At 64.7% G+C, this 26,902-nt stretch carries 26 protein-coding genes and 1 pseudogene; 15 read left to right on the top strand and 12 right to left on the bottom strand.

The genetic code is table 11. The features are described 5' to 3' along the window. Window positions 1–30 precede the first annotated feature (30 nt). From BRX37_RS15495 to BRX37_RS15485, 3 genes are all read left to right on the top strand, one after another. Window positions 31–948: a DMT family transporter gene (locus BRX37_RS15495; protein ID WP_125988057.1), complete on the top strand. Its 918-nt coding sequence runs from the start codon at window positions 31–33 to the stop codon at window positions 946–948. A gap of 239 nt (window positions 949–1,187) precedes the next feature. Next, entirely contained in the window at window positions 1,188–2,549 is a 1,362-nt protein-coding gene (locus tag BRX37_RS15490) for a methyl-accepting chemotaxis protein (protein WP_125988055.1), read from the top strand. A gap of 114 nt (window positions 2,550–2,663) precedes the next feature. After that, complete coding sequence (locus BRX37_RS15485) at window positions 2,664–3,752, top strand: DUF2235 domain-containing protein (RefSeq protein ID WP_004209917.1); 1,089 nt, start codon at window positions 2,664–2,666, stop codon at window positions 3,750–3,752. Window positions 3,753–3,808: 56 nt separating this feature from the next. Here BRX37_RS15485 and BRX37_RS15480 read toward each other — a convergent pair whose 3' ends face one another. Further along, a complete protein-coding gene (locus BRX37_RS15480) occupies window positions 3,809–4,441 on the bottom strand; it encodes a MarC family protein (RefSeq protein ID WP_004209916.1) in 633 nt (210 codons plus the stop codon). 78 nt (window positions 4,442–4,519) lie between these two features. Further along, the gene (locus BRX37_RS15475; RefSeq protein ID WP_037507297.1) at window positions 4,520–5,980 is read right to left on the bottom strand and encodes an arylsulfatase; all 1,461 of its coding nucleotides are present in this window, start codon (window positions 5,978–5,980) and stop codon (window positions 4,520–4,522) included. Between the two features lie 198 nt (window positions 5,981–6,178). Between BRX37_RS15475 and BRX37_RS15470 the strand changes: the two genes are divergently transcribed. From BRX37_RS15470 to BRX37_RS15460, 3 genes are all read left to right on the top strand, one after another. Then, window positions 6,179–7,396 (top strand): MBL fold metallo-hydrolase, encoded by a 1,218-nt coding sequence (locus BRX37_RS15470; RefSeq protein WP_125988112.1) that lies wholly within the window; start codon window positions 6,179–6,181, stop codon window positions 7,394–7,396. 54 nt (window positions 7,397–7,450) lie between these two features. After that, a complete protein-coding gene (locus BRX37_RS15465; protein ID WP_125988053.1) occupies window positions 7,451–8,704 on the top strand; it encodes a glycosyltransferase family 39 protein in 1,254 nt (417 codons plus the stop codon). An 85-nt stretch (window positions 8,705–8,789) separates the two neighbouring features. Beyond that, entirely contained in the window at window positions 8,790–9,470 is a 681-nt protein-coding gene (locus BRX37_RS15460; protein ID WP_125988051.1) for an HPP family protein, read from the top strand. A gap of 25 nt (window positions 9,471–9,495) precedes the next feature. On the opposite strand, the gene BRX37_RS15455 is transcribed toward BRX37_RS15460, so the two are convergent. The 4 genes from BRX37_RS15455 to BRX37_RS15440 form a co-directional block, all read right to left on the bottom strand. Then, on the bottom strand, window positions 9,496–10,002 hold the full coding sequence (locus BRX37_RS15455; protein ID WP_004209910.1) for a DUF3617 domain-containing protein: 507 nt from the start codon (window positions 10,000–10,002) through the stop codon (window positions 9,496–9,498). Between the two features lie 80 nt (window positions 10,003–10,082). Then, on the bottom strand, window positions 10,083–10,367 hold the full coding sequence (locus tag BRX37_RS15450) for an HNH endonuclease (protein WP_318276711.1): 285 nt from the start codon (window positions 10,365–10,367) through the stop codon (window positions 10,083–10,085). Then, a complete protein-coding gene (locus BRX37_RS15445) occupies window positions 10,364–11,299 on the bottom strand; it encodes a hypothetical protein (RefSeq protein WP_125988049.1) in 936 nt (311 codons plus the stop codon). Before BRX37_RS15445 ends, BRX37_RS15450 begins: the two co-directional genes overlap by 4 nt. Beyond that, complete coding sequence (locus BRX37_RS15440; RefSeq protein ID WP_125988047.1) at window positions 11,296–11,862, bottom strand: DUF3617 domain-containing protein; 567 nt, start codon at window positions 11,860–11,862, stop codon at window positions 11,296–11,298. The genes BRX37_RS15445 and BRX37_RS15440 overlap by 4 nt, the downstream gene beginning before the upstream one ends. A gap of 213 nt (window positions 11,863–12,075) precedes the next feature. On the opposite strand from BRX37_RS15440, the gene BRX37_RS15435 reads away from it, so the two are divergent. The 5 genes from BRX37_RS15435 (at window position 12,076) to BRX37_RS15415 (ending at window position 16,432) form a co-directional block, all read left to right on the top strand. Further along, complete coding sequence (locus BRX37_RS15435) at window positions 12,076–13,089, top strand: LysM peptidoglycan-binding domain-containing protein (RefSeq protein ID WP_125988110.1); 1,014 nt, start codon at window positions 12,076–12,078, stop codon at window positions 13,087–13,089. Continuing rightward, complete coding sequence (locus BRX37_RS15430; RefSeq protein ID WP_010336523.1) at window positions 13,076–13,504, top strand: hypothetical protein; 429 nt, start codon at window positions 13,076–13,078, stop codon at window positions 13,502–13,504. Before BRX37_RS15435 ends, BRX37_RS15430 begins: the two co-directional genes overlap by 14 nt. Before the next feature lie 50 nt (window positions 13,505–13,554). Then, window positions 13,555–15,738 (top strand): excinuclease ABC subunit UvrB, encoded by a 2,184-nt coding sequence (gene uvrB / locus BRX37_RS15425; protein ID WP_125988045.1) that lies wholly within the window; start codon window positions 13,555–13,557, stop codon window positions 15,736–15,738. Between the two features lie 117 nt (window positions 15,739–15,855). Then, on the top strand, window positions 15,856–16,140 hold the full coding sequence (locus tag BRX37_RS15420) for a type II toxin-antitoxin system RelE/ParE family toxin (RefSeq protein ID WP_125988043.1): 285 nt from the start codon (window positions 15,856–15,858) through the stop codon (window positions 16,138–16,140). Continuing rightward, window positions 16,112–16,432 (top strand): HigA family addiction module antitoxin, encoded by a 321-nt coding sequence (locus BRX37_RS15415; protein ID WP_206434164.1) that lies wholly within the window; start codon window positions 16,112–16,114, stop codon window positions 16,430–16,432. The genes BRX37_RS15420 and BRX37_RS15415 overlap by 29 nt, the downstream gene beginning before the upstream one ends. Window positions 16,433–16,444: 12 nt before the next feature. Here the strand turns inward: BRX37_RS15415 and BRX37_RS15410 are convergent, their stop codons facing one another. Together BRX37_RS15410 and pip are read right to left on the bottom strand one after the other, a co-directional pair. Continuing rightward, a complete protein-coding gene (locus BRX37_RS15410; RefSeq protein ID WP_037490849.1) occupies window positions 16,445–16,759 on the bottom strand; it encodes a hypothetical protein in 315 nt (104 codons plus the stop codon). 23 nt (window positions 16,760–16,782) lie between these two features. Further along, complete coding sequence (pip, locus tag BRX37_RS15405) at window positions 16,783–17,724, bottom strand: prolyl aminopeptidase (RefSeq protein WP_125988041.1); 942 nt, start codon at window positions 17,722–17,724, stop codon at window positions 16,783–16,785. A gap of 59 nt (window positions 17,725–17,783) precedes the next feature. Between pip and BRX37_RS15400 the strand changes: the two genes are divergently transcribed. After that, complete coding sequence (locus BRX37_RS15400) at window positions 17,784–18,911, top strand: nucleoside hydrolase (protein WP_251007540.1); 1,128 nt, start codon at window positions 17,784–17,786, stop codon at window positions 18,909–18,911. A 3-nt stretch (window positions 18,912–18,914) separates the two neighbouring features. Here BRX37_RS15400 and BRX37_RS27335 read toward each other — a convergent pair. From BRX37_RS27335 to BRX37_RS15385, 3 genes and pseudogenes are all read right to left on the bottom strand, one after another. After that, window positions 18,915–19,302 (bottom strand): annotated as a pseudogene (locus tag BRX37_RS27335) (Rap1a/Tai family immunity protein). Window positions 19,303–19,318: 16 nt separating this feature from the next. Further along, entirely contained in the window at window positions 19,319–19,993 is a 675-nt protein-coding gene (locus BRX37_RS15390) for a hypothetical protein (protein ID WP_125988037.1), read from the bottom strand. Window positions 19,994–20,109: 116 nt separating this feature from the next. After that, entirely contained in the window at window positions 20,110–20,376 is a 267-nt protein-coding gene (locus BRX37_RS15385; protein ID WP_010336512.1) for a hypothetical protein, read from the bottom strand. Between the two features lie 255 nt (window positions 20,377–20,631). Between BRX37_RS15385 and BRX37_RS15380 the strand changes: the two genes are divergently transcribed. Continuing rightward, window positions 20,632–21,387 carry a class I SAM-dependent methyltransferase gene (locus BRX37_RS15380; protein WP_125988035.1) on the top strand — a complete coding sequence of 252 codons (756 nt, stop codon included), beginning with the start codon at window positions 20,632–20,634 and terminating at the stop codon, window positions 21,385–21,387. 28 nt (window positions 21,388–21,415) lie between these two features. After that, window positions 21,416–22,123: a 2OG-Fe(II) oxygenase gene (locus BRX37_RS15375; RefSeq protein ID WP_125988033.1), complete on the top strand. Its 708-nt coding sequence runs from the start codon at window positions 21,416–21,418 to the stop codon at window positions 22,121–22,123. Window positions 22,124–22,158: 35 nt separating this feature from the next. Here the strand turns inward: BRX37_RS15375 and BRX37_RS15370 are convergent, their stop codons facing one another. Next, window positions 22,159–23,763, bottom strand: coding sequence for a M20/M25/M40 family metallo-hydrolase (locus BRX37_RS15370; RefSeq protein ID WP_125988031.1), 1,605 nt, complete (start codon window positions 23,761–23,763; stop codon window positions 22,159–22,161). A gap of 223 nt (window positions 23,764–23,986) precedes the next feature. Between BRX37_RS15370 and BRX37_RS15365 the strand changes: the two genes are divergently transcribed. Further along, on the top strand, window positions 23,987–26,860 hold the full coding sequence (locus BRX37_RS15365; protein WP_125988029.1) for a TonB-dependent receptor: 2,874 nt from the start codon (window positions 23,987–23,989) through the stop codon (window positions 26,858–26,860). Window positions 26,861–26,902 lie beyond the last annotated feature (42 nt).

Below are 26,902 nucleotides of genomic sequence, written 5' to 3'. Positions count from 1 at the left end.
CGGGTCGCGTCCCTATTGTATAGGGCGCGCATGATTACGTCCCCGATCTGGTTGCCCGCCACGCTGATGGCCGGGGCCACGCAGGCCTGGCGCACCGCGGTGCAGCGGCGCGTGGGCAAGACGCTGTCGATCAATGCGGCGGGCCTGGTCCGCTATCTTTACGGCATTCCCTTCGCGCTGATCCTGCTTGGCGGCTATCAGCTGCTCTTCCCCGCGCCCTTCCCCGTGCTGGGGCGACTGTTCCTGCCCTTCTGCCTGGCCGGCGGGCTGGCACAGATCATCGCCACCAATTTGCTGATCATGGCCTTTGGCCATCGCAATTTCGTCGTCGGCACCGCTTATTCCAAGACCGAGGCGGTACAGGGGGCGATCCTGTCCTTCCTGCTGATGGGCGAGCGGCTGAGCGCGCTGACCTGCGCCGGCATCGGCTGCGGCGTCGCCGGCGTGATGCTGCTGTCGACCGGGGGCAAGCGGATGGGGCCGATGGATTTCCTGCGCGCGCTGGGCCAGCCGGCGGCGATCACCGGCATTGCATCGGGTTTCTTCTTCGCGCTGACCGCCATCGGCATCCGCCGCGCGACGCAGGAGGTGGGCGGCGGCGATCCGATCCATGCCGCGCTGATCGTGCTGAGTGTCACGGTGCTGCTGCAGACGCTGTTGCAGGGCGGCTATCTTCTGCTGCGCGAGCCGGGCGAGATGCGCAAGGTGTTCACCAGCTGGCGCGTATCGGGCCAGGTCGGCTTCCTGTCGGCGATGGGTTCGGCCTGCTGGTTCACGGGCTTTGCCACGGCGCCGGTCGCGCTGGTGCGGATCGTCGGCCAGATCGAGGTCGCCTTCACCATGGCGTTCGGCCATTTCTATCTGGGCGAGCGCATGGCGCGCAGCGAGGCGATGGGGCTGATGCTGGTGGCCTGTGGTGTGGTGCTGGCGCTGCTGGGCGCGCTGTAGGCGTTTTTGGGAAATGCGCGAAAGAGCGCATTTCAAGAGCCGCACCGGCCCACACCCCCACCCGGCCTCCCAGACATGATATCCTGATGGGCGGCCGGGTGGGGGTGTGGGCCGGTGCGGAGGCCTCATTCTGACGAAGCTGACATCCGTGTCAGTATGATAACCGATATTTTACCATCCATGGCTAGCCAGTTGCCGTGGGCACAGAAACGCAATCGGGAACCGTCGCACGAGCGGTAATGAAGGTCGCCAAATTATCCGGCGACCTGGGTATCCGTACGCTCGACCTTCAGGCAGATATCAGCGAACTCGCGGACCGGGTGACGCAGCAGGCGCGCACGATCGAGGCGATCAGCGGCGCCGCGTCGCAATTGTCGCGCGATGGCGAAAGCGTGTCGCTGGTCGGCCAGGACGCGCGCGAGAAGGCGGTCGCCGCCCGCGCGATCATCGATGATTCGGGACGGCAGCTGTCGACCGCGAACGGCAATTTCGTCGACCTGATTGAACAGGTGAGCCGCATCCATGCGCGCCTCGACGGCTTTGGCGAGGCGCTCAAGACCGTCGCCCATGTCACCAGCGTGATCAGCGGCATCGCCAGCCAGACCAATCTGCTCGCGCTCAACGCGACGATCGAGGCGGCACGGGCGGGCGACGCGGGGCGCGGCTTTGCCGTGGTCGCGGCCGAAGTGAAGAAGCTGGCGCAGGAAACGGCAAGCGCGACCCAGACGATCGAGCGGTCGATCGGCGCGCTGACCAGCGAGGCCGGCGGCATGCTGGACAGCATCACCCATGGCGCGCAGACCGCACGCACGGCGCTGTCCGACACCAAGAATATCGAGGCGCTGGTCGACCGGCTGGGATCGCTGATGCAGGGCCTGTCGAGCAACAGCGAGGCGGTGGCCGAGCGGATCGCCTCCATGGTCGGCTCCGCCAGCGAGATCCGCACCGGCCTGTCTGCGCTGTCGAGCACGTCGGGCGACAATGCCGACGGCCTGCAACGGCTGTCGGGCCGGGTGTCGATCGCCAGCGACGATACCAACATGCTGCTGCAATATCTGGCGGAGAGCGGCGTCGACATTCCCGATTCGCCCTATATCCGGTTCAGCCTGACCGCCGCGCAGGCGGTGGGCCATGCGATCGAGCAGGCGCTGGATGACGGCCGTATCAGCGAGGCCGATGTCTTCAGCGAATATTATGCGCCGATCCGCGGCACCAATCCGCCGCAATTCACCCATCCGATCCAGCCGATCATGCAGGCCGAGGCGCGCGCGCAGCAGGACGTGGCGCGCGGCTACAAGGGGTTTTTCGGCATGACCTTCACCGATCGCAACAGCTTCGGCGCGATCGCCATGCCGGAACGCGCGCTGCCCCAGCGGCCGGGCGACGAGAAATGGAATGCGGAATTTTCACGCCAGGGCGTGGTGTTCGATTTCCCCGACACGCGCGAGCAGTGCAAGATCACCGAACCCTTCTGCATCAAGGCCTATCGCCGCCTGACCGCCGAGGGCGAGGTCATCCTGCTGAAGCAGGTAATCGCCTCCATCCATGTGCGCGGGCGTCATTGGGGCATCTTGCAGATGGCCTATAAGGATCAGGGCTGATCCGCGCCGCCCGGCGCGTCCGTTTCCTCCTATAAAAGAGGCTGCCCCGCAGCGACCATGGCCGCCCGCCCGATAGAGGAGGGTGGCCATTTTCCTGCCGATGGGGAGGCACGGATGAAGCGCATCGTGGTCTGTTGCGACGGCACCTGGAACGAGCCCGACCATAATGAGCAGGGTAGGCCCTGCCCCACCAATGTGGTGAAACTGGCGAGCCTGATCCCCGCGATGGCGGAGGATGGCACGGCGCAGCGCGTCTTCTATCATAATGGCATCGGGTCGATGGCGTCGCGGACCAAGCGGCTGATCGACGGGGCCACCGGCTATGGCATCAGCCGCATCCTCCTGTCCTGCTATGCCTGGCTGGTGCGCACCTATCAGCCGGGCGACCAGCTCTATTTCTTCGGCTTCAGCCGGGGCGCCTATACCGCCCGGTCGCTGGCCGGTTTCGTGCGCAATTCCGGCATATTGCGGCCCGAGCATGAAAGCCTGATCCCCGATGCCTTCGCGCTCTATCGTTCGCGCGACGGAACCCGCGCGCCACGATCGGAGGCGTCGCGCCTGTTCCGGCAAAGCTATGCCTGGTCCGACGGCACGCCGATCCGGTGCGTCGGCGTGTGGGACACGGTCGGGTCGCTGGGGGTGCCCAACACCTTGTTCCAGGGGATATTGAAGCATCTGTTCCGGGTGAACCGGGAATTTCACGACACCGACCTGTCATCGAGCGTCGCCTTCGCCTTTCATGCGGTGGCGATCGACGAGCATCGCAAGCCGTTCCTGCCGACATTGTGGACGATCCCCGAGGGGCAGGGCGCAGGCCAGCATGTCGAGCAATGCTGGTTCCCCGGCTGCCATGCCGATGTCGGCGGCGGCAATCCCGATTCCAGCCTGTCGGATATCGCGCTGGAATGGATGGTGGCGCGCGCCCGGCTCGCGGGACTGGCGGTGGATGATCCGTTCGGGCTGGTGCCGCCCGGTTTCCCGCCGCACCATCCCGATCCCCTCGGTCCGGTGACCGAATCCCAGACCTTCTTCTACCGCCTGTTCGGATCGGGCGAGCGTGCGATCGACGTGCCGCATGACGCCGGGCGGACCAATGAAGCCCTGTCCGATGCGGCGATCGAACGCTGGCACAAGCTGCCCGAATGGCGGCCGGCAGCGCTGGTCGACCTGGCGAAGCGCAAGCCCGACATGCTGCAGCCATAACACGCAAAAAGGGGCGGATCAGGGCCGGCCGGCGCCTGATCCGCCACCCCGTCGCATCAAGGGACGACGGGAAGCGGTCCGGGCACGACGCCATATTGCTGCAGGCCCGACATGATGGCGTGGATCGCCAGCGCCGCCTGCAGCACCGCGATCATCCAGCCGAACGCCATTAGCGTTCCGGCGTGGATGAAGCCCAGCAACTGGCGGGCAAAGATCATCGCCAGAAAATCGGCCACCATCATGCCCAGGAAAATCCCGAACACGCCGGTCAGGAAGGTCCGGGTATCGCCAGCCACGGCCGCGAACAGCAGCAGCGCCACGATACCATAGGGCGTGATGATGATCGGGAAGGTCACCGGCGACATGGCCAGCCCCTTGGCCGAGGTCGGCGGCGCATCGGGCGCAGGGGCGTGCTGCGCATTCTTGACCGCCTCCAGCGCGCCGATCAGCAGCAGCACGCCGCCGGTCAGCAACAGATCGGGCGATGCGATCTGCCAATTCTGGCGCAGATTGTCGCCGATGAACAGGATGAGGAAGCCGACGGCCGTGGCGATCAGGGTCGACCGGAGCGCCAGCGCGCGCCGCTCCCCATCGGGCAACTGGCTGGTCAACTGGGCAAAGGCGGCGATCACCTTGATCGGTCCCAATGTGACGAAGAAGATGACCAGGACGAAACTCAGATCATTCATGGCACGCACCCCTGCCCTGCCGAACCATCGGATGCCGCAGGTCGGGCCCCTGCGGCATCCGCTTCATGCCTGTCGCGATCAGCGCGCTTGCGAGGCCGATGCGTCCGCCACCATCGCATCCAGATCAAAATCCAGGCTCTTGATGCGCGGCGGATATTCCTGAAGCGACTTCATGAACTTTGCGATCTGCGCGGTCGCCGGCGCCAGCGTCCAGGATCGGTTTTCCTGCCACTCGTCGAAGCCGCGCGCTTCATGGAAACGCTCGAACGGATCGAGCTTTAAATTGGTGATGAGCGGCGTGTTCAGATTTTCCTGAATGCCGTTGAACCATTTGTCCTGCGTCTTGAACAGGAACTTCCAGTCGCCATAGCGCAGGCCGTGCAGCGTGGTTTCCGTGAAATAGTAGAAATCCTTGCGCTTCGACTTGCCCTTGCCGCTGAGCAGTTCGGTCTGGTCATAGCCGTCGAGATGGACCTTGTAGGTCATGCTGCCGATGGTCTTGCCCTTGAGCAGTTCATCCTTGAGCTCCGGCTCGCCCAGCGCGGACAGGATGGTGGGCATCCAGTCCTCCATCGCCATGAACTCGCCAGTGGCGACATTTTCCTGCACATGGCCGGGCCAGCTGACGACGCAGGGCACGCGGAAGCCGCCTTCATAGCCGCCGACGCCCTTTTCGCCGCGGAAGGGCTGGTTGCCGCCATCGGGCCATGAATTGGAGGCCGCGCCATTGTCGGTCGAGAACATGACGAACGTGTCGTCGGCCACGCCCAGTTCTTCGAGCAGGTCGAGCAGTTCGCCGACATGATCGTCCATCTGCTTCACGCCGTCGGCATAGAGACCATAGCCGGTGACGCCGTCATATTCGGGCGGCAGGTGGGTCTGGTAATGCATCCGGGTGGTGTTGTGCCAGACGAAGAAGGGCTTGTCGGCCTTCACCGCGTCGGTGATGAAGCGCTTGGATTCGACCATGAATTCATTGTCGAGCGTCTTCTGTCGCTCGGAACCGAAAGGCCCCTTGTCCTCGATCGACTGGCCCCCCTTGCCGTCAGCCTTGCTGTGGATCACGCCGCGCCAGGCGAAGGCCTTGGCCACTTCGGGATCCTTGGGATAATCATATTCTTCCGAATATTGGCCGGCATTGAGGTGATAGAGGATGCCGAAAAATTCGTCGAAGCCATGCGCGGTCGGCAGATGCTCGTCCCGGTCGCCCAGATGATTCTTGCCGAACTGGCCGGTGGCATAGCCATGGGGCTTGAGCAGTTCGGCGATCGTGGGATCTTCCTTCTGCATGCCCTGCGGCGCGCCGGCGAGGCCGACGGTGCTGAGGCCGACGCGGATCGGATATTGGCCGGTGATGAAGGCGGCACGGCCGGCGGTGCAGGAGGCCTGGGCATAATGATCCATGAAGATCATGCCCTTCTTCGCGATGCGATCGATATTGGGGGTCGAGCCGCCCATCATGCCGCGATGATAGCAACTGAGATTCCACATCCCGACGTCATCGCCCCAAATGATGAGAATATTCGGCTTTTTGCTCATGCGATGCTCCTGCGAGTCAGACCGGGGAAGACGAACGGCGCAAGGCTAGGTCGGCGATGAGCTGGTTGGTATCGGGGTTATCCTTGAGCCCGAGGCCGGGAATGGCGCACTCGCCAACATGGATCAGGGTCAATAGGGAGGCCTTGCCCTGCCCCGCCGGTCCGCTATGGCGGCGCGATGACGGGCATGGGAGCAGGCATGGCGCGCGCGGTTGCAATGATGAAGGCTGTCGGTGTCGCGCTGCTGTTCCTGCTGATCGCCGCCTGTCTGGCGACGGTGATCGTGCCGCCCTTCCTCGACCGCATCTATTATGAGGGACCGGCGAGCCGCCATTATGACGGCGCCCGCTTCTTCAACCCCGATGGCGCGATCGACATGCCCGCCCCGCCCGGCACCAGCCGCCAGGGCTTCATCGCCCGCTGGCTGCTGGGCAATGACGATCGCCCGGCATGGCCCGATGCGGTGGCGGTCAAGCCGGCGCGCCCCGCCCCCTTTGCCGCGCCGCGCGGCATGGTTGCCACCTGGGTCGGCCATGCGACCGTGCTGGTGCAGGCGGCGGGCATCAACATATTGACCGATCCGATCTGGTCCGACCATGCCAGTCCCTTTCCGCCGCTGGGGCCGAAACGGGTCGCGGAGCCGGGCATCAGGATGAAGGATCTGCCCAGGATCGACCTGATCGTCATCAGCCATAATCATTATGACCATCTGGATATCCCGACGCTCAAGGCATTGTGGCAACGCGACCGGCCCAGGATCGTCACGGCGCTGGGCAATGACGCGATATTGAAGGCGAACGGCATCCCATCGGTGGCGCTCGACTGGGGCCAGTCGGTGACCGGCGCGCAGTTGAACGGACTGGTGCCCGAAGCGGTGATCCAGTGCGAGAATTACGAGCATTGCCCGGACTATCGGGTCCATGCGACGCGCAATCATCATTGGAGCAGCCGCTGGTTCACCGACCGCAACCGGGCGCTCTGGTCGAGCTTCCTGATCGAGACGCGGGCGGGCAATATCTATTTTGCCGGCGACACCGGTGCGGGCGACATGGGCTGGACCGCCGATGCGACGCGGTTCGGGCCGATCCGGCTGGCGCTGATCCCGATCGGCGCCTTCCGCTTCTGGCCGGGGCAGATGGAATCGGACGCGCATATCGGCCCGCGCCGCGCGGTCGAACTGTTCGAGCGGCTGGGCGCTTCGACCGCGATCCCGATCCACTGGGGCACCTTCCGCCTCTCCTACGAGAAGCGCGACACGCCGCCGCGGATGCTGGAGCAATATCTGCGCTGCGAGGGGATAGAGCGAAAGCGCTTCGCCCCGGTGCGGATCGGCCAGTCGCTGCTGGTGCCCAATGTCAGCCCGGTGCCGCGCGGCCCCAGACATTGCGACCAGCGGGCAATCGACGCGCTGCAATAGCATTAACCATTAGCGTCTAGGATGGGATCTCTACAGCCGGAATGAAGGAGTCCCATGGCGACCTCCCTTGCCAAGAATAGGGCTTCCACCGGATTTTCCCTGCCTCCGGTCGCGATCGCGATCATGGCGGCGCTGCTGATCATGGCGATCGCGCCGATCGGCTATGTCGGGCATGGGTGGGACGACCAGCATTATCTGGATGCCGCCCGCTGCGCGAGCCAGCACGGCTACTGCCTGCCGGGGGATCATTGGGCGCGCCGCTTCACCCTGGTCATTCCGGCGAGCGCGATGCTGGCGATGCTCGGCGAGAGCCGCATCATATTGGCGATCGTGCCGCTGGCCTATAGCCTGTGCGCCATCGCCCTGTTCACCGCCACGGTCGAACGACGTTTCGGACGCAGAGCCAGCCTGATCGGCGGGCTATGTTTTGCGATGATGCCGGTCTTTTCCGAGCGCATGCTCCATTTCGGCGTCGACATCATCGAACTCACCTTTCTGCTCGCGGCAGTCCATGGGCTGCAACGGGCGAGCGAACGCGATGGCGCAATCTGGTTCATCCTGTCGGGCACCGCCCTGTCCTTTGCGGTGATGACCCGGCCGACATCGCTGGCGATGGTGCCGGTCTTTGTCGCGGCGGCGTTGGCTATCGGGCGATGGCAGGGGCTGGGACGTCTGCTGAGCGGATTGGCTGGTCCGCTGCTGGTCGAGACGCTGTTCTACTGGAGCGCGACCGGCGATCCCCTGCGGTCATGGCGGTTGTCGCTGGCGCATGGTGGCGTGCCGACCGGCGAACTGGCGCCGGGCGTCGACATTCATCGCAGTCCTCTGTTCAATGTCGATTTCATCGATCATTGGCGGCCAGCATCGGGGATCGAACTGCACTGGACGGTCGATGCGCTGCTGAACCTGATGGCCAATGGCGCTACCTTCATCCTGCCGGTGACACTGGTATTGCTGCTGCTGCAGCGCCGGCATCTGGGTAGTGCGGCCGCCGGCGGGCGGCTGATCGGCTGGCTGATGCTGGCGGGCGCCTTTCATTTCGCAGTGCTGGTCTATGCGCTGGCGATCGATCCCAAGCCTCGCATGTTCCTGCCGCTGGCGGCGATCGCCTGCGCCCTGTGCGGGGTAATGGGGTCACTGGCCTGGGCACAGGGGCGACGCATGCTGGTCATTGGCCTGATCGGCCTGATTGCCATCCAGTCGGCCATGAGCGCGCGAAACCGGGCGCGGGAATTCGCCGGCTTGAGCTGTGCCACCCTGTCCTGCGACATGGGATCTGCATCAACCGGCCTTGGCCCGCCACGATAAGGCGTTCTTGTCCGCGCGGCAGAAAAACTGGGGTGGTCTTTTGCCTCCTGGCGGCGCATGGGGCTGCGCCAAAGGAATATCCGCAATGAATCTTTTCAAGCCGCTGCTGGCCGGTGCCCGCCCGATCGACCGGATGATCGCGGGCCTGGGCGCGGCGATCGGCATCAGCCTCACCATATTGGTGTGCAGCCAGTTGCCGTTGCATGCCGGCGACCTGCCGATCATCGTCGCGCCGCTGGGCGCGTCGGCGGTACTGATCTTTGCCGTGCCGGCGAGCCCGCTGGCCCAGCCCTGGTCGGTGGTGGGCGGCAATATCCTGTCCAGCCTGATCGGCGTCGCCGCCTATCAGCTGATCCCCGACATGATGGTCGCGGCCGGCGTGGCGGTGGGCCTGGCGATAATATTGATGAGCCTGCTGCGCTGCCTGCATCCGCCCGGCGGCGCGGCGGCGCTGACCGCGGTGATCGGCAGCCAGGGCATTCATGATGCCGGCTATGCCTTCGCCTTTGCGCCGGTCGGGATCAATTCGATCGCCCTGGTGTCCCTCGGCCTGTTCTTCCACCGCCTGTCGGGCCACAGCTATCCGCACCAGCCGGTCGCGCCGCCGGTGATCGCCGACAAGATGCGCGCGGAGGCGGGCTTTCATCTGGAGGATATCGACCAGGCGCTGGCCGAACTGCCCGACAATTTCGACATCAGCCGCGCCGACCTCGACCTGCTGCTGTCGCGGGCGGAAATCCACGCCCAGGCCCGCCGGGCGGACTGAGGCCCACCCGGATCGGTCCCGCCGGTCAGGCCGGGCAGTCGCCGTCGCGCTTGCCGGACAGGTCGTGGGTGGTGCGCAGCACCGGCTTGCCGCCCTGCGTCTTGGTCATGGTGGTGCCGAAAGTCAGCGTATCCTCGGTAAAATTGCCCTCGACCACGATTTCGGAGGTGCCGGCGCCGGCCTTGCAGGCAAGGGTCGCGATCAGCCGGCCCTTGCGCACCATCTTGTCCTTGTAGCTGCAGTCGCTGCCTTCCGCCCCGGCCAGCGCATCGGCGTCGGGCACGCCGGCGGCATCGACCTTGATGCAGATCTTGTCCTCGCTCACCTGCTTGAGCGCGGCCTGATATTCCTCCGCCGTGACGGTGGGGGTGTTGTAGCCGGTGGTCTTGCGGCTGAGCGTCCATTGCCCGCTCTTCATCATCGCCGGCGCGGCTTCCTCCTCCTGCGCGGGCGGAGCGGCCGGTTCGCTGCCGCAGGCGGCAAGGGTCAGGCTGGTGGCCAGCAAGCCGCCCAGCGTCAGAATGTCACGCATATCCTCTCCCCGTTCGTTCCACGGCGGCACGCTCTACCGATGCGCGCGCGGGCGCAAGTAGAAATGTTGCGCGCGCGGATTCATCGCCGCCGGCGCCCGGCGGACAGGGTGGGCGCATGGAAATCGGCCGGCTTGTCGGCGATCCAGCCGAGGAAACGGGCGATGGCGGGATGGCTGCGCAAGGCCATGGCATCGGCATAGGTGCGGGCCAGTTCCGCGTTGGACAGGGTGGCATGGATAGTGCGGTGACAGATAGGATGGACTGGCACCATCTGTCGCCCGCCCCGGCTCTTGGGCACGGGATGATGCCATTCGATCCGCGCGCCGAGCGGCCGGGCGCAGAGCCAGAAGATCCAATCCGTCAGTCGGCAGTGTCCGGCCCATCCTCATCCAGCAGGGCGTTGACCAGCCGGTTTCGCTGTGCCGACGTCAGGCGATTGAGCGGCAGCGTGTAGAGGCGAACCAGGAAGCGCCGGTCCCAGTCGGTCAGGACATGGTTCGGACCGCTCGCTTCCTCAGGCTGCGCGCCGAACAGATTGAGGATGGACGGAAGCGGCGGCAGCGCCCGAGCGCGCACCTCGGCCAGCCCGACAAAGGCGGCATAATCGACCACCGCCGTCAGCGGCACCCCCTCCGCCCGATTGACGTCGACCAATATTGTCGCGGCTGAGATCATCCGGATGACCGGGCTGCGTATCAGGCTCGATCCATAGGATTGGCTGGTCGGGATGCCATCCCACATCGGCGCGCCGGTATCGCTGTTGCCGCCAACGCCCGGCGGCGCGTTCGACCCTAGGCCCGTGCCGTCGCCCGAGCCCAAATCGATCATATACCACCAACGGATCGGCGCATCGCTTTCCAGCAGGGCGCGTCGTTCCGGCCCCTGCACCTGGGCCATACGGCGGCTCTGCTTCTGGTCGATGATGTTGACCATCTGCTTTCCGTCGCTGACGAAGGCTACGAGCAGGTTGGTATCGCATGTGCCCTTGGCCAGAGGCGCGCCTATCGTCCTGATCGTCGCCTGCAGCCGGTCCATCACGATGCGACCATGCTCAGCCGAAAGACCGATCACCTTAGGGCAGATCGGCTCGACCCAGCGAGCGAGGCTGCGATCCCCCTGGACCACCCCGAGCGTTCGCACGAAGCCCTGCGCGCGGGTCAGCGCTTCCTGACGGGTAAGTCGCTGCCCCTGCACCACGATATCGTCTGATGGCACGGTTGGCGCCTGCGCCCTCGCGCCGGTGACGACCGCCAACGCCATGACCACAGCCAGCGCGCGCTTGCCGGATGCTTTCATTGCCCCTCCGCACAATCCGGCCCGATCCAATGGCCCTCAGACCGTGCCTTCATCGCCATCTCCATGCCATTGGGCAAGCCGGTCTGTCGCATGTCCATCTGCACCGCATAGCTGTCGGGCGCATAGATGCCGGCCATCGTCATGCTGCTGGTGCCGCTATCGCGCCGGCAGGTGACATTGCCCTTCACCGTGCCGCCGCGCACGGCGAAGTCGCTGTAGCGGCAATCCTTGCCCGGATCGCCGGAAAAGGCGCGGCCGTCGGGATGGGCGGCCTGCTCGGGCGTGACGCAATAACGCAGGGTGCGGTTCATCGCCTGCTGCATCTGCTGGCGCGCCGCCGCGGGCATCGCCTCCCCGCCGCTCAGGTCGATCCGCTCCATCACGAAGCGCCCTTCCCACTGGCCAGGCTTTAGCTGCACCTTTTCGATCTGCGTGACGGCGGCGTCATGGCTCATCGCGTCGGTCGCGGCGATCTGTGTGTCCTGGCTGGCGGGCGGCTTGTTGCATCCGGCCAGCGCCGCGAGCGCGCAGGCCAGCAGGCCGTTGGTCAAGGCTTTGGTCATCACCGGCTTCCCCTGGCATATCTTGGTAGAAGCGACCCTTTATCTGGCCCAGACTTAGCAAGCGGCGGCGGGTCTGGATATCGGGATTATTGCGATCCGGGGCGGCGGGGCGTGGCAAGGTGCTGAGGTGCGCTCCCCGATCATTCGTTCTTGATTTGTTCTTTGAATTGTGATAGGCGATCCTTTCATTATTGGGGGGGGGGGCGCGTGTCGATGACCGAGAGGGAGTCTATTCGATCCAATCGCGAAACCGCATTCAGTCTTTATCTCCGCACCGGTCGGCGTATCGGGCCGGACGCGATCGAGGTGAAATTCAATCCCTGGCATGACGAGGAAAACGGTCGCTTCACCTTCCGTGGACAGGGCCGCTATTTCGGCGCCACGGGTGGCAACGCAAATGCGCCTTCGTCCCGTCCCGGTGGCACCGGCGTCGCACGGCCACCGTCGGCGACAAGACGAAATGGTGCTCCCGATCGCGATCGCTTTCGCGCCGATCACCCCGCCAATCATTCGCTCTACATGGTCAAGCAGGGCGACACGCTCAGCCATATCGCCGCCCAGCGCCAGGGGCTGACGGCTGCGGACCTCGCCTGGCTGAACAACATGCCGCTCGATCAACCCTTGCAGATCGGACAACGGCTGAAGCTGCCACATCAGACCTATCTGGATGCGGGTCGGGCAGCCAAGAACAAGGTCGTCGCCCTTGCCCATTATATGGATACGCATGGCGGGGACTTGCCGCCCGATCCGGCTGATCCACCGTCGCTGGAAAGCCAGCTACTGAACTCGAACTGGCAGCGGGAAGTGAGAAATGGCTATGCGTTCGATATCGACGTCATCGCTCGCCCAAGAGAAATTATTGCCGAACTTACGGATGGGCCGATCGCCAAGCGCTCCCGCCAAGCGCAAGCTCAAGCAGGTCAGCCGGATCGTCGCCCCGGTGACGATGGTGGTCATTTCATTGCTGCCCGTTTCAACGGTCCCGGCGACAGCTTCAACCATTTCGCCCAGGATCGGAATTTCAATCGAGGCGCCTACCGCGCTATGGAAGATGGATGGGCCAAGGCTTTACGCGCAGAAAAAAGGGTCATCGCGGACATTGTGCCACTTTATGAGGGAACCTCTAAGCGCCCCTACCACCTTACGGTTACCTGGTATGTTGATGGCAGGAAGCGCGTCCGAGAGTTCGCGAATGAGGCGAAAGGCGAGGTCAATGGGATCCGATAAGTTGGAGAAGCTGGGGCCGCTCATGAACGAGATCGGGCAAGAGCTTGCTGAAACTGTGGGAGGCGATCCTAATGGCGTGTTTCTCTATGTCGAAATCGGTGAAGGATGGGTCGACATCAGCATTTTCAAGGATGAAGGCAAAATTGTGCGTTGGTACGATTCGCAACGAACGAATTTGGCCGACCTTCTATGGGAAGCCTGGTATCTGGAACCCGACGACCCCAACATGCGCTGGTCAGTGTTGGAATATGAGGTCAGAGACAGGAAATTTCATGTCAGCCTGAAATATCCTGAAGAAGTGAATGTCGAGATTGTCGATGACGAGCGCCGCGAGACTGTCCTGCGCGCGCGGTTCGGTGACAAGCCGGTGATCTATCCGCCGCCGCCCAAGAGCGCGTTCGAATTGCAGCCCTGACTTGCCAGGGCGCGGATTGCGCCCTTGTCCAAAGGCCCCATATTACGCCCATGTCGATTCAGATCCGCACCAGCCTTGACGAACCCGAAACCGGCCAGGACTTCGTGCCGCACCGGCCCGCGCGCCCGGAGAAGAGCGAGGGCGGACGGCCCTTCACCCTGGTCAGCGACTATGAACCGTCGGGCGACCAGCCGACCGCGATCGCCGAACTGGTGGCGGCGGCGGAGCAGGGCGAGAAGGACCAGGTGCTGCTGGGCGTCACCGGTTCGGGCAAGACCTTCACCATGGCCAAGACGATCGAGGCGTTGCAGCGGCCAGCGCTGATCCTGGCGCCCAACAAGATATTGGCGGCTCAGCTCTATGGCGAGTTCAAGAGCTTCTTCCCCGACAATGCGGTCGAATATTTCGTCAGCTATTACGACTATTATCAGCCCGAAGCCTATGTCGCGCGGTCGGACACCTATATCGAGAAGGAAAGCTCGGTAAACGAAAGCATCGACCGGATGCGCCATTCGGCCACCCGTGCGCTGCTGGAGCGAGACGATGTCATCATCGTCGCGTCCGTCTCCTGCCTGTACGGCATCGGGTCGGTCGAAACCTATTCGGCCATGACCTTCTCCATGAAGAAGGGCGGGATCGAGGACCAGCGCGAGATCATCCGCAAGCTGGTGGCGCTGCAGTATAAGCGCAACGATGCCGGTTTCGCGCGCGGCAATTTCCGCGTGAAGGGCGACAATCTGGAAATCTTCCCGTCCCATTATGAGGATACGGCCTGGCGCATCAGCTTCTTTGGCGACGAGATTGAGGAGATTGTCGAGTTCGATCCGCTGTCCGGCAGGAAGGTCGCCAGCCTCGATTATGTGAAGGTCTTTCCCAACAGCCACCATGTGACCCCCGGCCCGACCTTGAAGCAGGCGATGGAGGCGATCCGCTTCGAGCTGACCGAGCGGCTGAAGGAGCTGGAGGGCGAAGGCAAGCTGCTGGAGGCGCAGCGGCTGGAACAGCGCACCAATTTCGACCTGGAGATGATCGCGGCGACCGGCAGTTGCGCGGGGATCGAGAATTACAGCCGCTTCCTGACCGGTCGCCTGCCCGGCGAACCGCCGCCGACGCTGTTTGAATATCTGCCCGAAAATGCCGTGCTGTTCGTGGATGAAAGCCACCAGACCGTGCCGCAGATCGGCGCGATGGCGCGGGGCGACCATCGGCGCAAGATTACCCTCGCCGAATATGGCTTCCGCCTGCCGAGTTGCATCGACAACCGGCCGCTGCGCTTCAACGAATGGGATGCGATGCGGCCGCAGACGGTCAGCGTCTCGGCGACGCCCGGTCCATGGGAGATGGAGCAGACCGGCGGCGTGTTCAGCGAACAGGTGATCCGCCCTACTGGCCTGATCGACCCGCCGGTCGAGATCAAGCCGGTCGAGGACCAGGTCGACGACCTGATCAACGAATGCCGCAAGGTCGCGGCCCAGGGGTACCGCACGCTCGTCACCACGCTGACCAAGCGGATGGCCGAGGATCTGACCGAGTTCATGCATGAAGCGGGGATCAAGGTCCGCTACATGCATAGCGACGTCGAGACGCTGGAGCGTATCGAGCTGATCCGTGATCTTCGCCTGGGCGTCTATGACGTGCTGATCGGCATCAACCTGCTGCGCGAGGGGCTCGACATTCCCGAATGCGGGCTGGTCGCGATCCTCGACGCGGACAAGGAAGGCTTTTTGCGTAGCGAGACATCGCTGATCCAGACGATCGGCCGCGCCGCCCGCAATGTCGACGGCCGCGTCATCCTCTATGCCGACCGGGTGACGGGCAGCATGGAACGCGCGCTCAACGAGACCTCCCGCCGCCGCGAAAAGCAGCAGGCCTATAATGATGCGCATGGCATCACGCCCTTCACCGTGAAGAAGAATATCGGCGACATCATCGCCCATGTCGCGTCCAAGGATCAGGTCACGGTGGAGACGGGCCTGGAGGATCGCCCGCATCTGGTCGGCCATAATCTGCGCGCCTATATCGAGGATCTGGAGAAGAAGATGCGCGCGGCGGCGGCGGACCTGGAGTTCGAGGAAGCCGGCCGCATCCGTGACGAGATCCGCAAGCTGGAGGCGGAAGAACTGGGCCTGCCAGCGGACCAGCAGGTGGCGGCGCCACGCGGCCGCGCGACCGAGGGCAAGCCGGGCACACGGAAAGGACGGTTCGGGAAGACGACGCGGAAGTTCGGGCGGTAGGACTGGCTGCTACCGGCCTATGCCTTAGACGTAAAAGGCCCCACGACGGTAAACGTCGATTCAAATCTGATGCAGGTTGCGCCAGATTAAATTGTCGTCCTGTGGGAATATACCGCCATGATCCGCTCCTTCGCCAATCCCGAGACCGAAAAAATCTGGAATGGTGAGCGCAGCAGCAAGCGGCCTTCGGTTATACAAGACCGCGCGCTTTCTAAGCTGAAGCTGCTCAACCGCGCCCGCAACCTGGACGACCTGCGTAACCCACCCAGCAATCGCCTTCATGCGCTGAGCGACGATCGGGCCGGGCAACATTCAATTTCCATCAACATGCAATGGCGTATATGCTTTGTCTGGAAAGACGGACACGCGCATAATGTCGAAATCACCAACCACTACCGATAACCCTGACTGGCTGCATAATGCGCATGCCGGCGAAATGCTGTGGCTGGAGTTCATGGAACCGCTGAATATGACCGTGGCGGAATTGGCAACCGCGATCGGTTTGCCGGTGGATCGAGTGCAAGCCGTGATTGACGGCGACCACCCAATGGACGGTGAACTCGACCTTCGATTGGCCCGCTATTTCCGTATGTCGGAAGGTTTTTTCCTGGGCCTCCAGATCGACTATGAACTGCTGGAAGCCAAGCGAGCGCTGAACGGCGAACTGGATCGCATCGTCCCGCGCGCCGCTTGACGCCTTTCCCGCTTAATGGGTCCGGCTGGTCACCTTGGCGGTGCCGTCGGGCAGGATTTCGATCAGATGCGCGGTCTGGTTGTCGCACTGGGCCTTCCAGCCCTTGACGCCCGGCCGGATTTCGGCGCGTTCCGAGCCGGTGACCGAGGGGCAGGCGACGCCCGATGCCTTGATCGCCTTTTCCAGAACGCCGTTGCGCAGGTCGGGGTCGAGCTTGGCGACTTCAGCCGCTGCGCCGGTTTCGGGCATGTTCCGGTTCTCGACCGCCGTCACCTCATCGCCGCCGCCACAGGAGGCGAGAAACAGCGCCGTCGCCAGCAACATCATAGTCCGCACGTCTTTTCCTTCCATCATGCCGCAAATCCGTCGGTCGCGCGGATCAGCGCATCCAATATACCCGGTTCGTTGAACGCATGACCGGCGCCTTCGATCATTTCGAAGTGCGCCTGCGGCCAGGCGCGGTGCAGCGCCCAGGCGGTTTCGGCCGGGCAGGCCATGTCGTAGCGGCCCTGGACGATGACGCCGGGAATGCCCGCCAGCTTGCCTGCCTCGCGGATCAGCTGGCCGTCCTCCAGCCAGCCGCGATGGACGAAATAATGATTTTCGATCCGGGCAAAGGCGAGCGCGAAATCATCGCCCTCATGGGTGGCGGACAGCGCGTCGTCGGGCAGCAGGCGAATGGTTTCGCCTTCCCAGACGCTCCAGGCCTTGGCGGCGGCGACCTGCGCGGCGCGATCGTCACCGGTCAGGATGCGGCGATAGGCGCCGACCATGTCGTCGCGCTCGCCTTCCGGGATCGGCGCGACGAAGCGTTCCCACTTGTCGGGATAGATGCGGCTGGCGCCCTGCTGATAATACCAGTCGATCTCTGACTGGCGGATGGTGAAGATGCCGCGCAGCACCAGTTCGGTGACGCGCGCGACATGCGCCTGCGCATAGGCCAGTGCCAGGGTCGATCCCCAGCTGCCGCCGAAGACCAGCCACTGGTCGACGCCCATCATCTCGCGCAAGCGCTCGATATCGGCGACCAGATGCCAGGTGGTGTTGGCGTCGAGATGGGCATGCGGGGTCGATCGACCGCAGCCGCGCTGGTCGAACAGCAGCACGTCATAACGGGTGGGGTCGAACAGGCGGCGATGATCGGGCGATATGCCGCCGCCCGGCCCGCCATGCAGGAAGACTGCGGGCTTGGCGCCGGGCGTGCCGGACCGTTCCCAATAGAGGCTGTGGCCATCGCCTACGTCAAGATGACCAGTGGCGTAGGGTTCAATCGGCGGATAGAGGCTGCGCATGACACCGTCCTAACAGGCGGCGGGACGAAGCGAAATGGGGGTTTGACGCAATGCGGACGATGAAGATCATGCTGGGCGCGCTGGCGCTGATGCTGGGCGTGCAGGGCGCGAATGCGAAGCCCGCCGCGCCGGCAAGCCCCAAGCGGCTGGTGATCGTCGACGACGACATGATCGGCCTCAACGGCGTGCCGCTGCTGTTGCTGCAAAGCCCAGATGTCGAGGTGCTGGGCATCACCACCACCAGCGGATCGGTGTGGCGCGACACGGCGACCGCCTATGCGCTGCGCACGCTGGAGATATTGGGCCGGACCGACGTGCCGGTGGTGCCCGGCGCGACCTTCCCGCTGCTCAACAGCGCCGAGGCGACCAAGCGCTGGGAAGGCCAATATGGCCGGCTGGTGTTCAAGGGGCCATGGACCGATTACTGGCCGGGCGACACGATCCAGGAGCATCCCGGATCGACCGATCCGACCAAGGTGCCCGACCTGCCGATCGGCAACCCCAGGACGAAGCCCAGCGCCGAGATTGCCGCCGCCTTCCTGGTGCGGATGGTGAAGGCGCATCCGGGCGAGATCACCCTGTTCGCGACCGGGCCGATGACCAATATCGCCATCGCCCAGAGCCTGGACCCCAGCTTTGCCGCCAATGTGAAGGAAATCCTCTATATGGGCGGCAGCCTGGCCCCGCATCAGGTGCTGGAAGGGCCGTCGGCCGAGCAGTTCGCCCGCGAATTCGTCAATTCGCCGCGCCGCGAGTTCAACATCCGCTGGGATCCCGAAGCGGCGAAGATCTTTGCCCATGCGCCGTGGAAGAAGATCACGATGATCCCGGTCGATCCGTCCACCGGCACGCAATGGACCCGCGCCTTCCTCGACGGGCTGAAGCCCGCCCATACCCCGCTGAGCGAGCTGTTCCAGACCGGGCTGGAACCGGGCTATCCGATGTGGGACGAGATCGTCGCCATGGCCTGGCTCAATCCGGAGATCGTGACGAAGGACGAGACTTTGTGGGTCGATTTCGAGACGAGCCAGACGGCGGCTTATGGCGACACCCTGTCCTGGACGGAATCCTATCGCCCGCATCTGGGCGAGCAGGCGCAGCGCGTGATCCTGTCGGTCGATCGGGCGAAGATGGAGGCGGCAATGGCGCGCCTCTATATGCGGCCCGTCGGCAAAGCCGCGAAATAAGCGCTATTTCCGTTTCTTTTTCACGCTGGGCCTGGCCTTTGCCTTGGGGCAGGGCCAGGCCTGGCGCGTGGCGGTGAAGACCAGGGCGGAGGCGGACTGGGCGCGCTTGTCTGGATTGGCGCGCAGATAGTCGACGGTGGCGCCCTTCAGTCACATCGGCGGGGATGCAGCTTTTGAGGCCGTTCACTTCGCGCGTGGTGTTGAACGCATCGACCGCGCCGGCGACATAGCCGACGCATTCATAGCTTTTCTCGAAAAAATCCTTGGCATTGCGGTCGGCGGTGCAGCTTTCCAGCAGCGCTTCGCCCGAATAGAAGCCGGCTTGCGCGCTGCCCGGCGACAACCCCGCCGCCGCAACCAGTATCAGGCCGCTTGCCCTCCGGATCGTCATGCGCGTGGCTCCCGCCTTATGAGGATGCGTCCGCCTTCCGGTAAGACTGGACATGCAGGGGAGGGAAAACCGCTTCGAGCGGCTTTGTGTCCGGCAGCACATAGACATAGCCGCCCTTTTTCAGAAATTGCGGGCGCAGGCCGCGATTATAGAAGGCGATCGGCACGTTGATGCAGCCAAAGGTGATGCGATTATCCTCGATCGTCGGCGACAGCATGCGCTCGCGCCGCTTTTCCTTGGGATTGCCCTTGGGGATGGTGTGCATCGCGACCGAGGTCGCATAATCGACCCACAGCACGCGCTGCTTGCCCGCCGCCAGGCCGAATTTGGCGAGAAAACGCCCGGCCGGCGTGGTTTTTTCCGCCGGGCCGATCTCCGCCAGGCTCTTCTTGCCGACGCCTGGCGTGGCATCGTCTCCGGGCGCGATGCCGATCAGCACCGGCGCATCGGCCAGCGCCTTGCCCCTGGCATCGAACAGGAAGACATGAGCCGCCTGCTTGTCGACGATAGCATAAGGCAGGCCATGATTGTCGCCGGTCGCGGCAATCCAGTCGATCACCCGGCGCGCATCGGGCGATCGTGGGGTTTCAGGCGCGGGCTTCTCGGACGCGGCCGCTTCTGGCGCGGCCGCCAGCGCGGGAGAGGCACCGAACAGCGCCAGCATCGCCAGCGCCCATGGGAATTTGTGCATGGAGGAGCCTATCCGGGAATGGGGCCGGCGCCCCCATGAAGCGGGGGCGCCGGCACGGGATCGGGACCAGCCCGACCGGATCGGTAGCTTGATCGGCTACGTGATCAGTTGCGCGATCAGTTTCTGGCGCGCTTGGTCTTGGCTTCGCGCATCTGCTGCTCGACACCGTCGACGCGGGCGTTCAACTGATCGAGGCGCTGACCGTTATTCTGGGCCTGACCGGCGGCCGACTGGGCCTGGGCCAGAGCCTGCTGCGCCGTGCCGTCGGTGGTCTGCAGCTTGGCGTCGAGCGCATCGACGCGCTGGTTCACGGTCGCCACCTGTTCGCGCACGAAGGATTTCGTGGCACAGCCACCCAGCCCCAGCGAGCCCACCAACACCATGGCAATGGGGGCTAATTTCATCGGGTGCGACATCATTTTCTCCTTATCATCTGCCCCCGCGCCGTCCCAAGCCGAGCCCGTTAACCATGACAATATGATTGGGCCTGAACGTGCATGTGGAGAGCCGAGTGGACGCGTCAGGCCTGCCTCGCCCTTCGACCAACGACCGGAATCGATCGACCGGCATCGGCGCGGATCGTTGAACGGACGCGCGATCGGGCGCATGCTGGCCCGCCTTCCATGAGGGGACAATCCATGCGCCTGATGCTTGCCCTGGCCCTGAGCGGCCTTGCCCTGTCCACGCCGATCATCGCCCTTGCCAAGACCGATCTTGCCGCGGCCGTGGCCGACCCAAAGCGGCCCGCCGACGCACGGGCGCTGGACGAAAGCCGCAAGCCGGCCGAGACGCTGGCCTTCCTTGGTCTCAAGCCCGGCATGAAGGCAGCCGACATCATGACCGGATCGGGCTATTGGGCGGAGATCATGGCCGATGCGGTCGGCGCCAAGGGCAAGGTCACCGGGTTCGAGCCCAGCCAATTCTACGCCAGCGAGGAAGAGAAGCCCAAATGGGCGGCACTGGTCGCGCGCCGGCCGGAGGTCGACTGGGTGCGCTATCCGTTCGAGACCTTCGCGGCGGCGCCCGACAGTTTCGACTTCAGCATCATCAATCTGAGCTACCATGATCTCTACTGGCAGTCGGACAAGTTCGGCATTCCGCGCACCGACCCCGATGCCTTCGTGAAGACGCTCTATACCGCGACCAAACCGGGCGGGATCGTCGGCATCATCGATCATGTCGGCCCGGCGGGCGACACCCGCGCCGTCGTGGACAAACTGCACCGGATCGATCCGGCGGTGGTCAAGGCCGATTTCCTGCGCGCCGGATTCGTGCTGGAGGCGCAAAGCCCGCTGCTCGCCAACCCCGCCGACGATCATAGAAAGCTGGTGTTCGATCCCGCCATTCGCGGCAAGACGGACCGTTTCCTCTACCGCTTCCGCAAGCCCAAATAATCCGCAAGATTTGAGCGCAAGGCGCGGGATGACGCAGCGCCCCGCGCCGCCCATGCTGCGCGCCATGGACCTGACCGACCTCGACCTTCATGGCGCCGCGCGCCTGCCTGCCCTGCTTTCCCCGGACCAGTGCGACGCGATCATCGCGCTATGGAACCAGCCCCGCGCCTTCCGCAAGGAGGTGGTGATGGCGCGCCATGGCTATGGCCGGGGGCGCTATCGCTATTTCACTTACCCGCTGCCCGAGCCGGTCGCCGCGCTACGCGAGGCACTTTATCCGCCGCTGGCGCAGGTCGCCAATCGCTGGGCAGCGATGCTGGGGAGCGATGCGCTCTACCCCGCCCGTCACGCAGATTTCCTCAACCAGTGCGCGCTCGGTGGCCAGGACAAGGCGACGCCCTTGCTGCTGCGCTATGAGGCGGGCGACTGGAATGCGCTGCATCAGGATGTCTATGGCGCGACCATCTTCCCGTTGCAGGCCGCGATATTGTTGTCGGAGCCGGAGGCGGACTTCACCGGCGGCGCCTTCATCCTGACCGAGCAACGCCCGCGCATGCAGTCGCGCCCCGAGATGGTGCCGCTGCGCAAGGGCGATGCCGTGATCTTCCCGGTGCGCGAGCGGCCGGTGATGGGCACGCGCGGCGTCCACCGGGTGCAGATGCGCCATGGCGTCAGCCGGCTCCTGTCCGGCATGCGCCATACGCTGGGCATCATCTTCCACGACGCCCAGAGCTAGGCGGAGCGGCGACGCCGCCGCCCCGCCCGTTACGTTCAATCCAGCGCCGGATCCTCATATTTGAACGGATCGCTGACCGTCGGCTGGGTCGGCAGCGGCATGCGTGGCAGCGTCTTGTCGCTGTTCGCGGCCTGCAACAGCATGCCGGCGAGAACGACCGCGCCCTGGCGCATATCCTCCGCCTTCAGATGATCGAAGGTATCGATGCCGCTGTGATGGACCCGGCTTTCATAGTCGAGCGGATCCTGGATGAACTGATAGCCCGGCACGCCGATCGCCTGCATATATTCATGATCGGTGCCGCCGGTCGGCTGCGACACGACATTGCCCGCGCCCATGCTGGCAAAGGGACTGAGCCATTCGCGCAACAGCGAGACGGCGGCGACATTGCGTTCGGCATAGAGGCCGCGCAGCTTGCCCGAGCCATTGTCGATGTTGAAATAGGCCTTGAGGTCCGCATAGCCGGGCTTGGGCGTGATCGGGAAACGAGTCTTGTAGCGGAAATACATTTCCTCCCGCCCCTGTTCCTCCTTCGGCCCCGGTGCGCGGGTGGCGAGATATTCGTCGACATAGGCCATCGAGCCGAACAGCCCCTGTTCCTCGCCCGACCATAGCGCGAAGCGGATCGTGCGCTTGGGCTTGATGCCGAGCGATTTCAGGATGCGCGCAGCCTCCATGATCATGGCGCTGCCCGCGCCATTGTCCGCCGCGCCATCGCCCGCGACCCAGCTGTCGAGATGCGCGCCGGCCATGACATAGCCGGCCTTGGGATCGCTGCCGGGAATATCGGCCAGGATGTTGTAGGCGTTGACGTCGCTGTCGTCGAAACGGACGTCGCTGTTGATTTCCAGCACCGGCGCCGGGCCGGTCTTGGCGAGGCGGGCGAGACGGCGATAATCCTCCGCCGCGATCTCGACGCCGGGCAGCGCGGGCGTGTCGCTGACGCCGAAATCATAGCCCTCGCCATGGAGCAGCTTGCCGTCGCGATAGGATTGCCGCGCCCATCCGACCGCCCCCTCGGCCTTCAGGAACGCCTCCAGCTTGCGGGTGAAGCTGAGGCGCTTCATCAGCCGCTCCAGCGACGCGGGATCATTTTTCGGCTGCTCGAACCTGTCGAGCTTCTCGATATCCTCGCCCTTCAGCCGTTGGAAGGCAGCCTCGTTCGGCTCGTCGCCGGTGCCCGGCAGCGACACCAGCACGATCTTGCCGGCGAGCTTGCCGCGCCAGGCGTCGAAATCGCGCTCCTTCTTCATCGGCGCGACGATGATCGGCGCACTCAGCACGCCATTGGTCGGCGGCGTCCAGGCGACGGGGATGGCGGTAAGCTGGATCGGGCGCGGACTGATCATCCTTACCGAGGAGGCGGCAATCCACCAGCCGCGACCGAAGCGAAAGCCCTGCTTGCGGACATTGGACAGGCCCCATTGGCGAAACTGGTCGGCAGTCCAGGCCTCGGCTGTACGCATCTGCGGCGAATTGGTCATGCGCCCGCCAATATCGTCGGTCAGATGCTGGGCGATCTGCATCACCTGGCTGTGGTTCAGCCCTTCGTCGATGACGCGGTTGAGATCGTCAGGCTGCTGCGCGGCGACCGGTGCGGCCAGGCACAGCAAGGGCAGCAGGATGATGGAATGGCGCATATAATCCCCCTTCGTCCGGCCGTCAGGCGCGGCCGCGAAAGCCCGTCTATGCCCGACTGACGCGGGATCGCAAGTGAGGCCGGTCACGCCCGAACACGCATTTGTTGCACCATGTGACGCGCCGTTACACTTTGCGACAAAACTGTCTTTGCCTTGCCAGATTTTTGCGACAAGTGCGGCCTAAACGAGATCCTGTCAGGGTCCAGATTAGGGGTAAATTTCCGTGCGCCAGACGACGTCGCTGCTGCTGTTTTCACTGATGCTGAGCGCGGCGCCCGGCGCGCTGATGGCGCAGGAGGCCGAGCAGAAGGGGCCGCCGGCCCAGATGGACGAGGGCGACGAGATCGTCGTCACCGGCGCGGTCCAGCGCGGCGCGGTGCCCGGCGACATCAAGCCCGAACAGCAATTGTCGCCCGCCGATGTCCGGGCGCTGGGCGTCACGTCGATTTCCGAAATCATCACCGAATTGTCGCCACAGACCAATGGCACGCCGGTCATCCTGCTGAACGGCAAGCGTATTTCCAGCTTCTCGGAAATTTCCGACCTGCCGTCCGAAGCGGTGTCGCGGGTCGACATCCTGCCAGAGGAAGTGGCCCTGTCCTATGGCTATGCGCCGACGCAGAAGGTGGTGAACATCGTCCTGCGTCAGCGTTTCCGCGCGACCACGGTCGACCTGCGCGGTGGCACGACCACCGATGGCGGACGCGAAAATGGCCAGGGCGAAGTCGGCGTGCTGCGCATCCGGGGCGACAATCGGCTGACGCTCAACGTCAAATATAGCCGGGCCGACGATCTGCTGGAGAGCGAGCGCGGCATCAATGCCGCGGCGCCCAGCATGCCCTATTCGCTGGCCGGCAATATCACCGCGATCGACCGCGGAGCAGAGATCGACCCGGCCCTGTCGGCCGCCGCCGGCCAGACCGTGACGGTCGCCAGCGTGCCCGGCAGCGCCGCCAACGGCGCCCCCGGCCTCAATGATTTCGTTGCCGGCGCGAACCAGACCAGCGTCAGCAATCTCAGCAAATATCGCACGCTCAGCCCCGCGACCGAGAATTTCTCGGCCAACGCGACCTTGGCGCGCGCGCTGGGCGGCATATCGGCGACGATCAACGGCCGGCTGGAACTGTCCGACAATGATTCGCTGCAGGGCCTGTCGGCGGCCGCCCTCACCCTGCCCGGCGGCAATCCCTTCTCCGCCTTTGGCGACGATGTCCGCCTCTATCGCTATCTGGAGCAGGCCGGCGCGCTGGGGCAGAAGATCCGCGGCACCACCGGGCACATCGGCGTCACGCTGAACGGCCGGCTAGGCGGCACCTGGCAATGGTCCTTCACCGGCAATGGCGACATTTCCGACACCCGCACCCGCACCGATCGCGGCGTCGACACGGGCGGCATCCAGGCCGCGCTCGATGCCGGATCGGCCAGCGTCAATCCCTATGGCGCCTTCACCGCCGACCTGCTGCAATCGCGCCTGACCGACCGCGCCCGGTCGCAATCGCGCGCGATCGGCGGCGACCTGCTGGTCAGCGGATCGCTGCTGACCTTGCCGGCCGGCAATGTCATGACGTCGGTGCGGGTCGGGGGATCGGCCAATGGCTTTGAAAGCCATTCGGTGCGGTCGGGCGTGGAGCGCGGCCTCGACTATAATCGCGAGATTGCGAGCGGACAGGTCAGTTTCGACATACCGCTGACCAGCCGGTCCAAGGGGTTCCTGGGCGCGATCGGCGATGTCGGCGTCAACATGAACGCCGGGGCGCAGCATCTGTCGGATTTCGGCACGCTGTCGACGCTGGGCTATGGCCTGCGCTGGCGGCCGGTGCCGGCGGTGCAGTTGCTGGTGTCGGCCAATCAGGACAAGTCGGCGCCGACCGGCACGCAGATCAACGATCCGGTGATTTCGACGCCCAACGTGTCGGTGTTCGACTATGCCACCGGCCAGACCGTGTTCGTCACGCAATTTTCCGGCGGCAACCCGGACCTGCGATCCAGCACGCGCGACCAGTTCCGCATCAACGCGCGGATCAAGCCGTTCGAAAAACCGAACCTGACGCTGACGGCAACCTATCTCAACAGCCGGACCAGCAACCCCATTTCCGCCTTCCCGACGCCGACGCCGGCGATCGAGAATGCCTTCCCGCAGCGCTTCATGCGCGACGAGGATGGCCAGTTGCTGAGCATCGACGGCCGGCCGATCAACTATCTGCGTTCGCAAAGCGAGCAACTGCGCTGGGGCTTCGACCTGTCCATCTCATTGAAGTCGCACATCCAGAAGGTGATCGAGGCGTGGCGCGCGGCCGGCGCCAAGCCCGAGGATCGGCCCAAGGAATTGCAGGACATGCGCGCCGCCTTCGGCAATCGTGGCCCGCGCGACGGCGCGGAGGGCAATCGCGAGGGCGGTCCGCCGCGCGGCGAGGGCAATGACAGCGCGCCCCGCGGCGACGGCGACAACAACCAGCGCGGCAATGATGGCCCCGGTGGCCAGAATGGCGGCCAGGGTGGTGATAATGCGCAGGGCGGTGGCGATGGTCCGCGCGGGCCGGGTGGCCCCGGTGGTCCGGGCGGCGGCTTTGGTGGGCCGGGCGGTTTCCGTGGTCCCGGCGCCGGCCAGGCCGGCGGGCGGCTGACCTTCAGCCTCTATCATACCTGGCACCTGACCGAGAGCATCCTGATCGCGCCGGGCGTGCCCGAACTCAACCTGCTCGACGGCGATGCGGTCGGCTCGTCGGGCGGGCAGCCCCGCCACGAACTGAAGGCGCGGGTCGGCTATGTGAACAATGGCATTGGCGGCCGGCTGGGCGTCGACTGGGAAAGCGGCACCCATGTCGATGGTGCCTTGGGCGGCAGTTCGCGGCTGGACTTTGCCAGCCTGGCGACCGCCAATCTGCGGCTGTTCGCCAATTTCGGCCAGATGCCCAGCCTGGTGAAGGCCCATCCCTTCCTGCGCGGCGCGCGCGTGTCGATCGGCATCGACAATATCTTCAACACCCGCCGCGACGTCACCGACGCGACCGGAGCAACCCCGGTCCGCTATCAGCCGGGCTATCTCGACCCGCTCGGCCGGACCGTGTCGGTCAGCTTCCGCAAGCTGTTCTTCTGAAAGGTCGGCCGGCTGGGTAATGCCCGGCCGATCGTCTGTGTC

It is taken from the genome of Sphingomonas sp. S-NIH.Pt3_0716 (genome assembly GCF_003950715.1).
In the GTDB taxonomy this organism is placed as follows: domain Bacteria; phylum Pseudomonadota; class Alphaproteobacteria; order Sphingomonadales; family Sphingomonadaceae; genus Sphingobium; species Sphingobium yanoikuyae_A.
The sequence above is the reverse complement of the archived record's forward strand: the minus strand, read 5'-3'. Positions and strand labels throughout refer to the sequence as shown.

Bases quoted from the DNA above. Each gene is read 5' to 3' on its own strand.
- BRX37_RS15430 (WP_010336523.1), top strand. From the start codon at position 13,076: ATGGGATCCGATAAGTTGGAGAAGCTGGGGCCGCTCATGAACGAGATC.
- BRX37_RS15420 (WP_125988043.1), top strand. From the start codon at position 15,856: ATGATCCGCTCCTTCGCCAATCCCGAGACCGAAAAAATCTGGAATGGT.
- BRX37_RS15475 (WP_037507297.1), bottom strand. From the start codon at position 5,980: ATGAGCAAAAAGCCGAATATTCTCATCATTTGGGGCGATGACGTCGGG.
- BRX37_RS15445 (WP_125988049.1), bottom strand. From the start codon at position 11,299: ATGAAAGCATCCGGCAAGCGCGCGCTGGCTGTGGTCATGGCGTTGGCG.
- BRX37_RS15370 (WP_125988031.1), bottom strand. From the start codon at position 23,763: ATGCGCCATTCCATCATCCTGCTGCCCTTGCTGTGCCTGGCCGCACCG.
- BRX37_RS15375 (WP_125988033.1), top strand. From the start codon at position 21,416: ATGACGCAGCGCCCCGCGCCGCCCATGCTGCGCGCCATGGACCTGACC.
- BRX37_RS15495 (WP_125988057.1), top strand. From the start codon at position 31: ATGATTACGTCCCCGATCTGGTTGCCCGCCACGCTGATGGCCGGGGCC.
- pip (WP_125988041.1), bottom strand. From the start codon at position 17,724: ATGCGCAGCCTCTATCCGCCGATTGAACCCTACGCCACTGGTCATCTT.
- BRX37_RS15380 (WP_125988035.1), top strand. From the start codon at position 20,632: ATGCGCCTGATGCTTGCCCTGGCCCTGAGCGGCCTTGCCCTGTCCACG.
- uvrB (WP_125988045.1), top strand. From the start codon at position 13,555: ATGTCGATTCAGATCCGCACCAGCCTTGACGAACCCGAAACCGGCCAG.
- BRX37_RS15415 (WP_206434164.1), top strand. From the start codon at position 16,112: ATGTCGAAATCACCAACCACTACCGATAACCCTGACTGGCTGCATAAT.
- BRX37_RS15435 (WP_125988110.1), top strand. From the start codon at position 12,076: ATGACCGAGAGGGAGTCTATTCGATCCAATCGCGAAACCGCATTCAGT.
- BRX37_RS15400 (WP_251007540.1), top strand. From the start codon at position 17,784: ATGAAGATCATGCTGGGCGCGCTGGCGCTGATGCTGGGCGTGCAGGGC.
- BRX37_RS15465 (WP_125988053.1), top strand. From the start codon at position 7,451: ATGGCGACCTCCCTTGCCAAGAATAGGGCTTCCACCGGATTTTCCCTG.
- BRX37_RS15470 (WP_125988112.1), top strand. From the start codon at position 6,179: ATGGCGCGCGCGGTTGCAATGATGAAGGCTGTCGGTGTCGCGCTGCTG.
- BRX37_RS15480 (WP_004209916.1), bottom strand. From the start codon at position 4,441: ATGAATGATCTGAGTTTCGTCCTGGTCATCTTCTTCGTCACATTGGGA.
- BRX37_RS15485 (WP_004209917.1), top strand. From the start codon at position 2,664: ATGAAGCGCATCGTGGTCTGTTGCGACGGCACCTGGAACGAGCCCGAC.
- BRX37_RS15460 (WP_125988051.1), top strand. From the start codon at position 8,790: ATGAATCTTTTCAAGCCGCTGCTGGCCGGTGCCCGCCCGATCGACCGG.
- BRX37_RS15490 (WP_125988055.1), top strand. From the start codon at position 1,188: ATGAAGGTCGCCAAATTATCCGGCGACCTGGGTATCCGTACGCTCGAC.
- BRX37_RS15385 (WP_010336512.1), bottom strand. From the start codon at position 20,376: ATGGTGTTGGTGGGCTCGCTGGGGCTGGGTGGCTGTGCCACGAAATCC.
- BRX37_RS15455 (WP_004209910.1), bottom strand. From the start codon at position 10,002: ATGCGTGACATTCTGACGCTGGGCGGCTTGCTGGCCACCAGCCTGACC.
- BRX37_RS15440 (WP_125988047.1), bottom strand. From the start codon at position 11,862: ATGACCAAAGCCTTGACCAACGGCCTGCTGGCCTGCGCGCTCGCGGCG.
- BRX37_RS15390 (WP_125988037.1), bottom strand. From the start codon at position 19,993: ATGCACAAATTCCCATGGGCGCTGGCGATGCTGGCGCTGTTCGGTGCC.
- BRX37_RS15410 (WP_037490849.1), bottom strand. From the start codon at position 16,759: ATGATGTTGCTGGCGACGGCGCTGTTTCTCGCCTCCTGTGGCGGCGGC.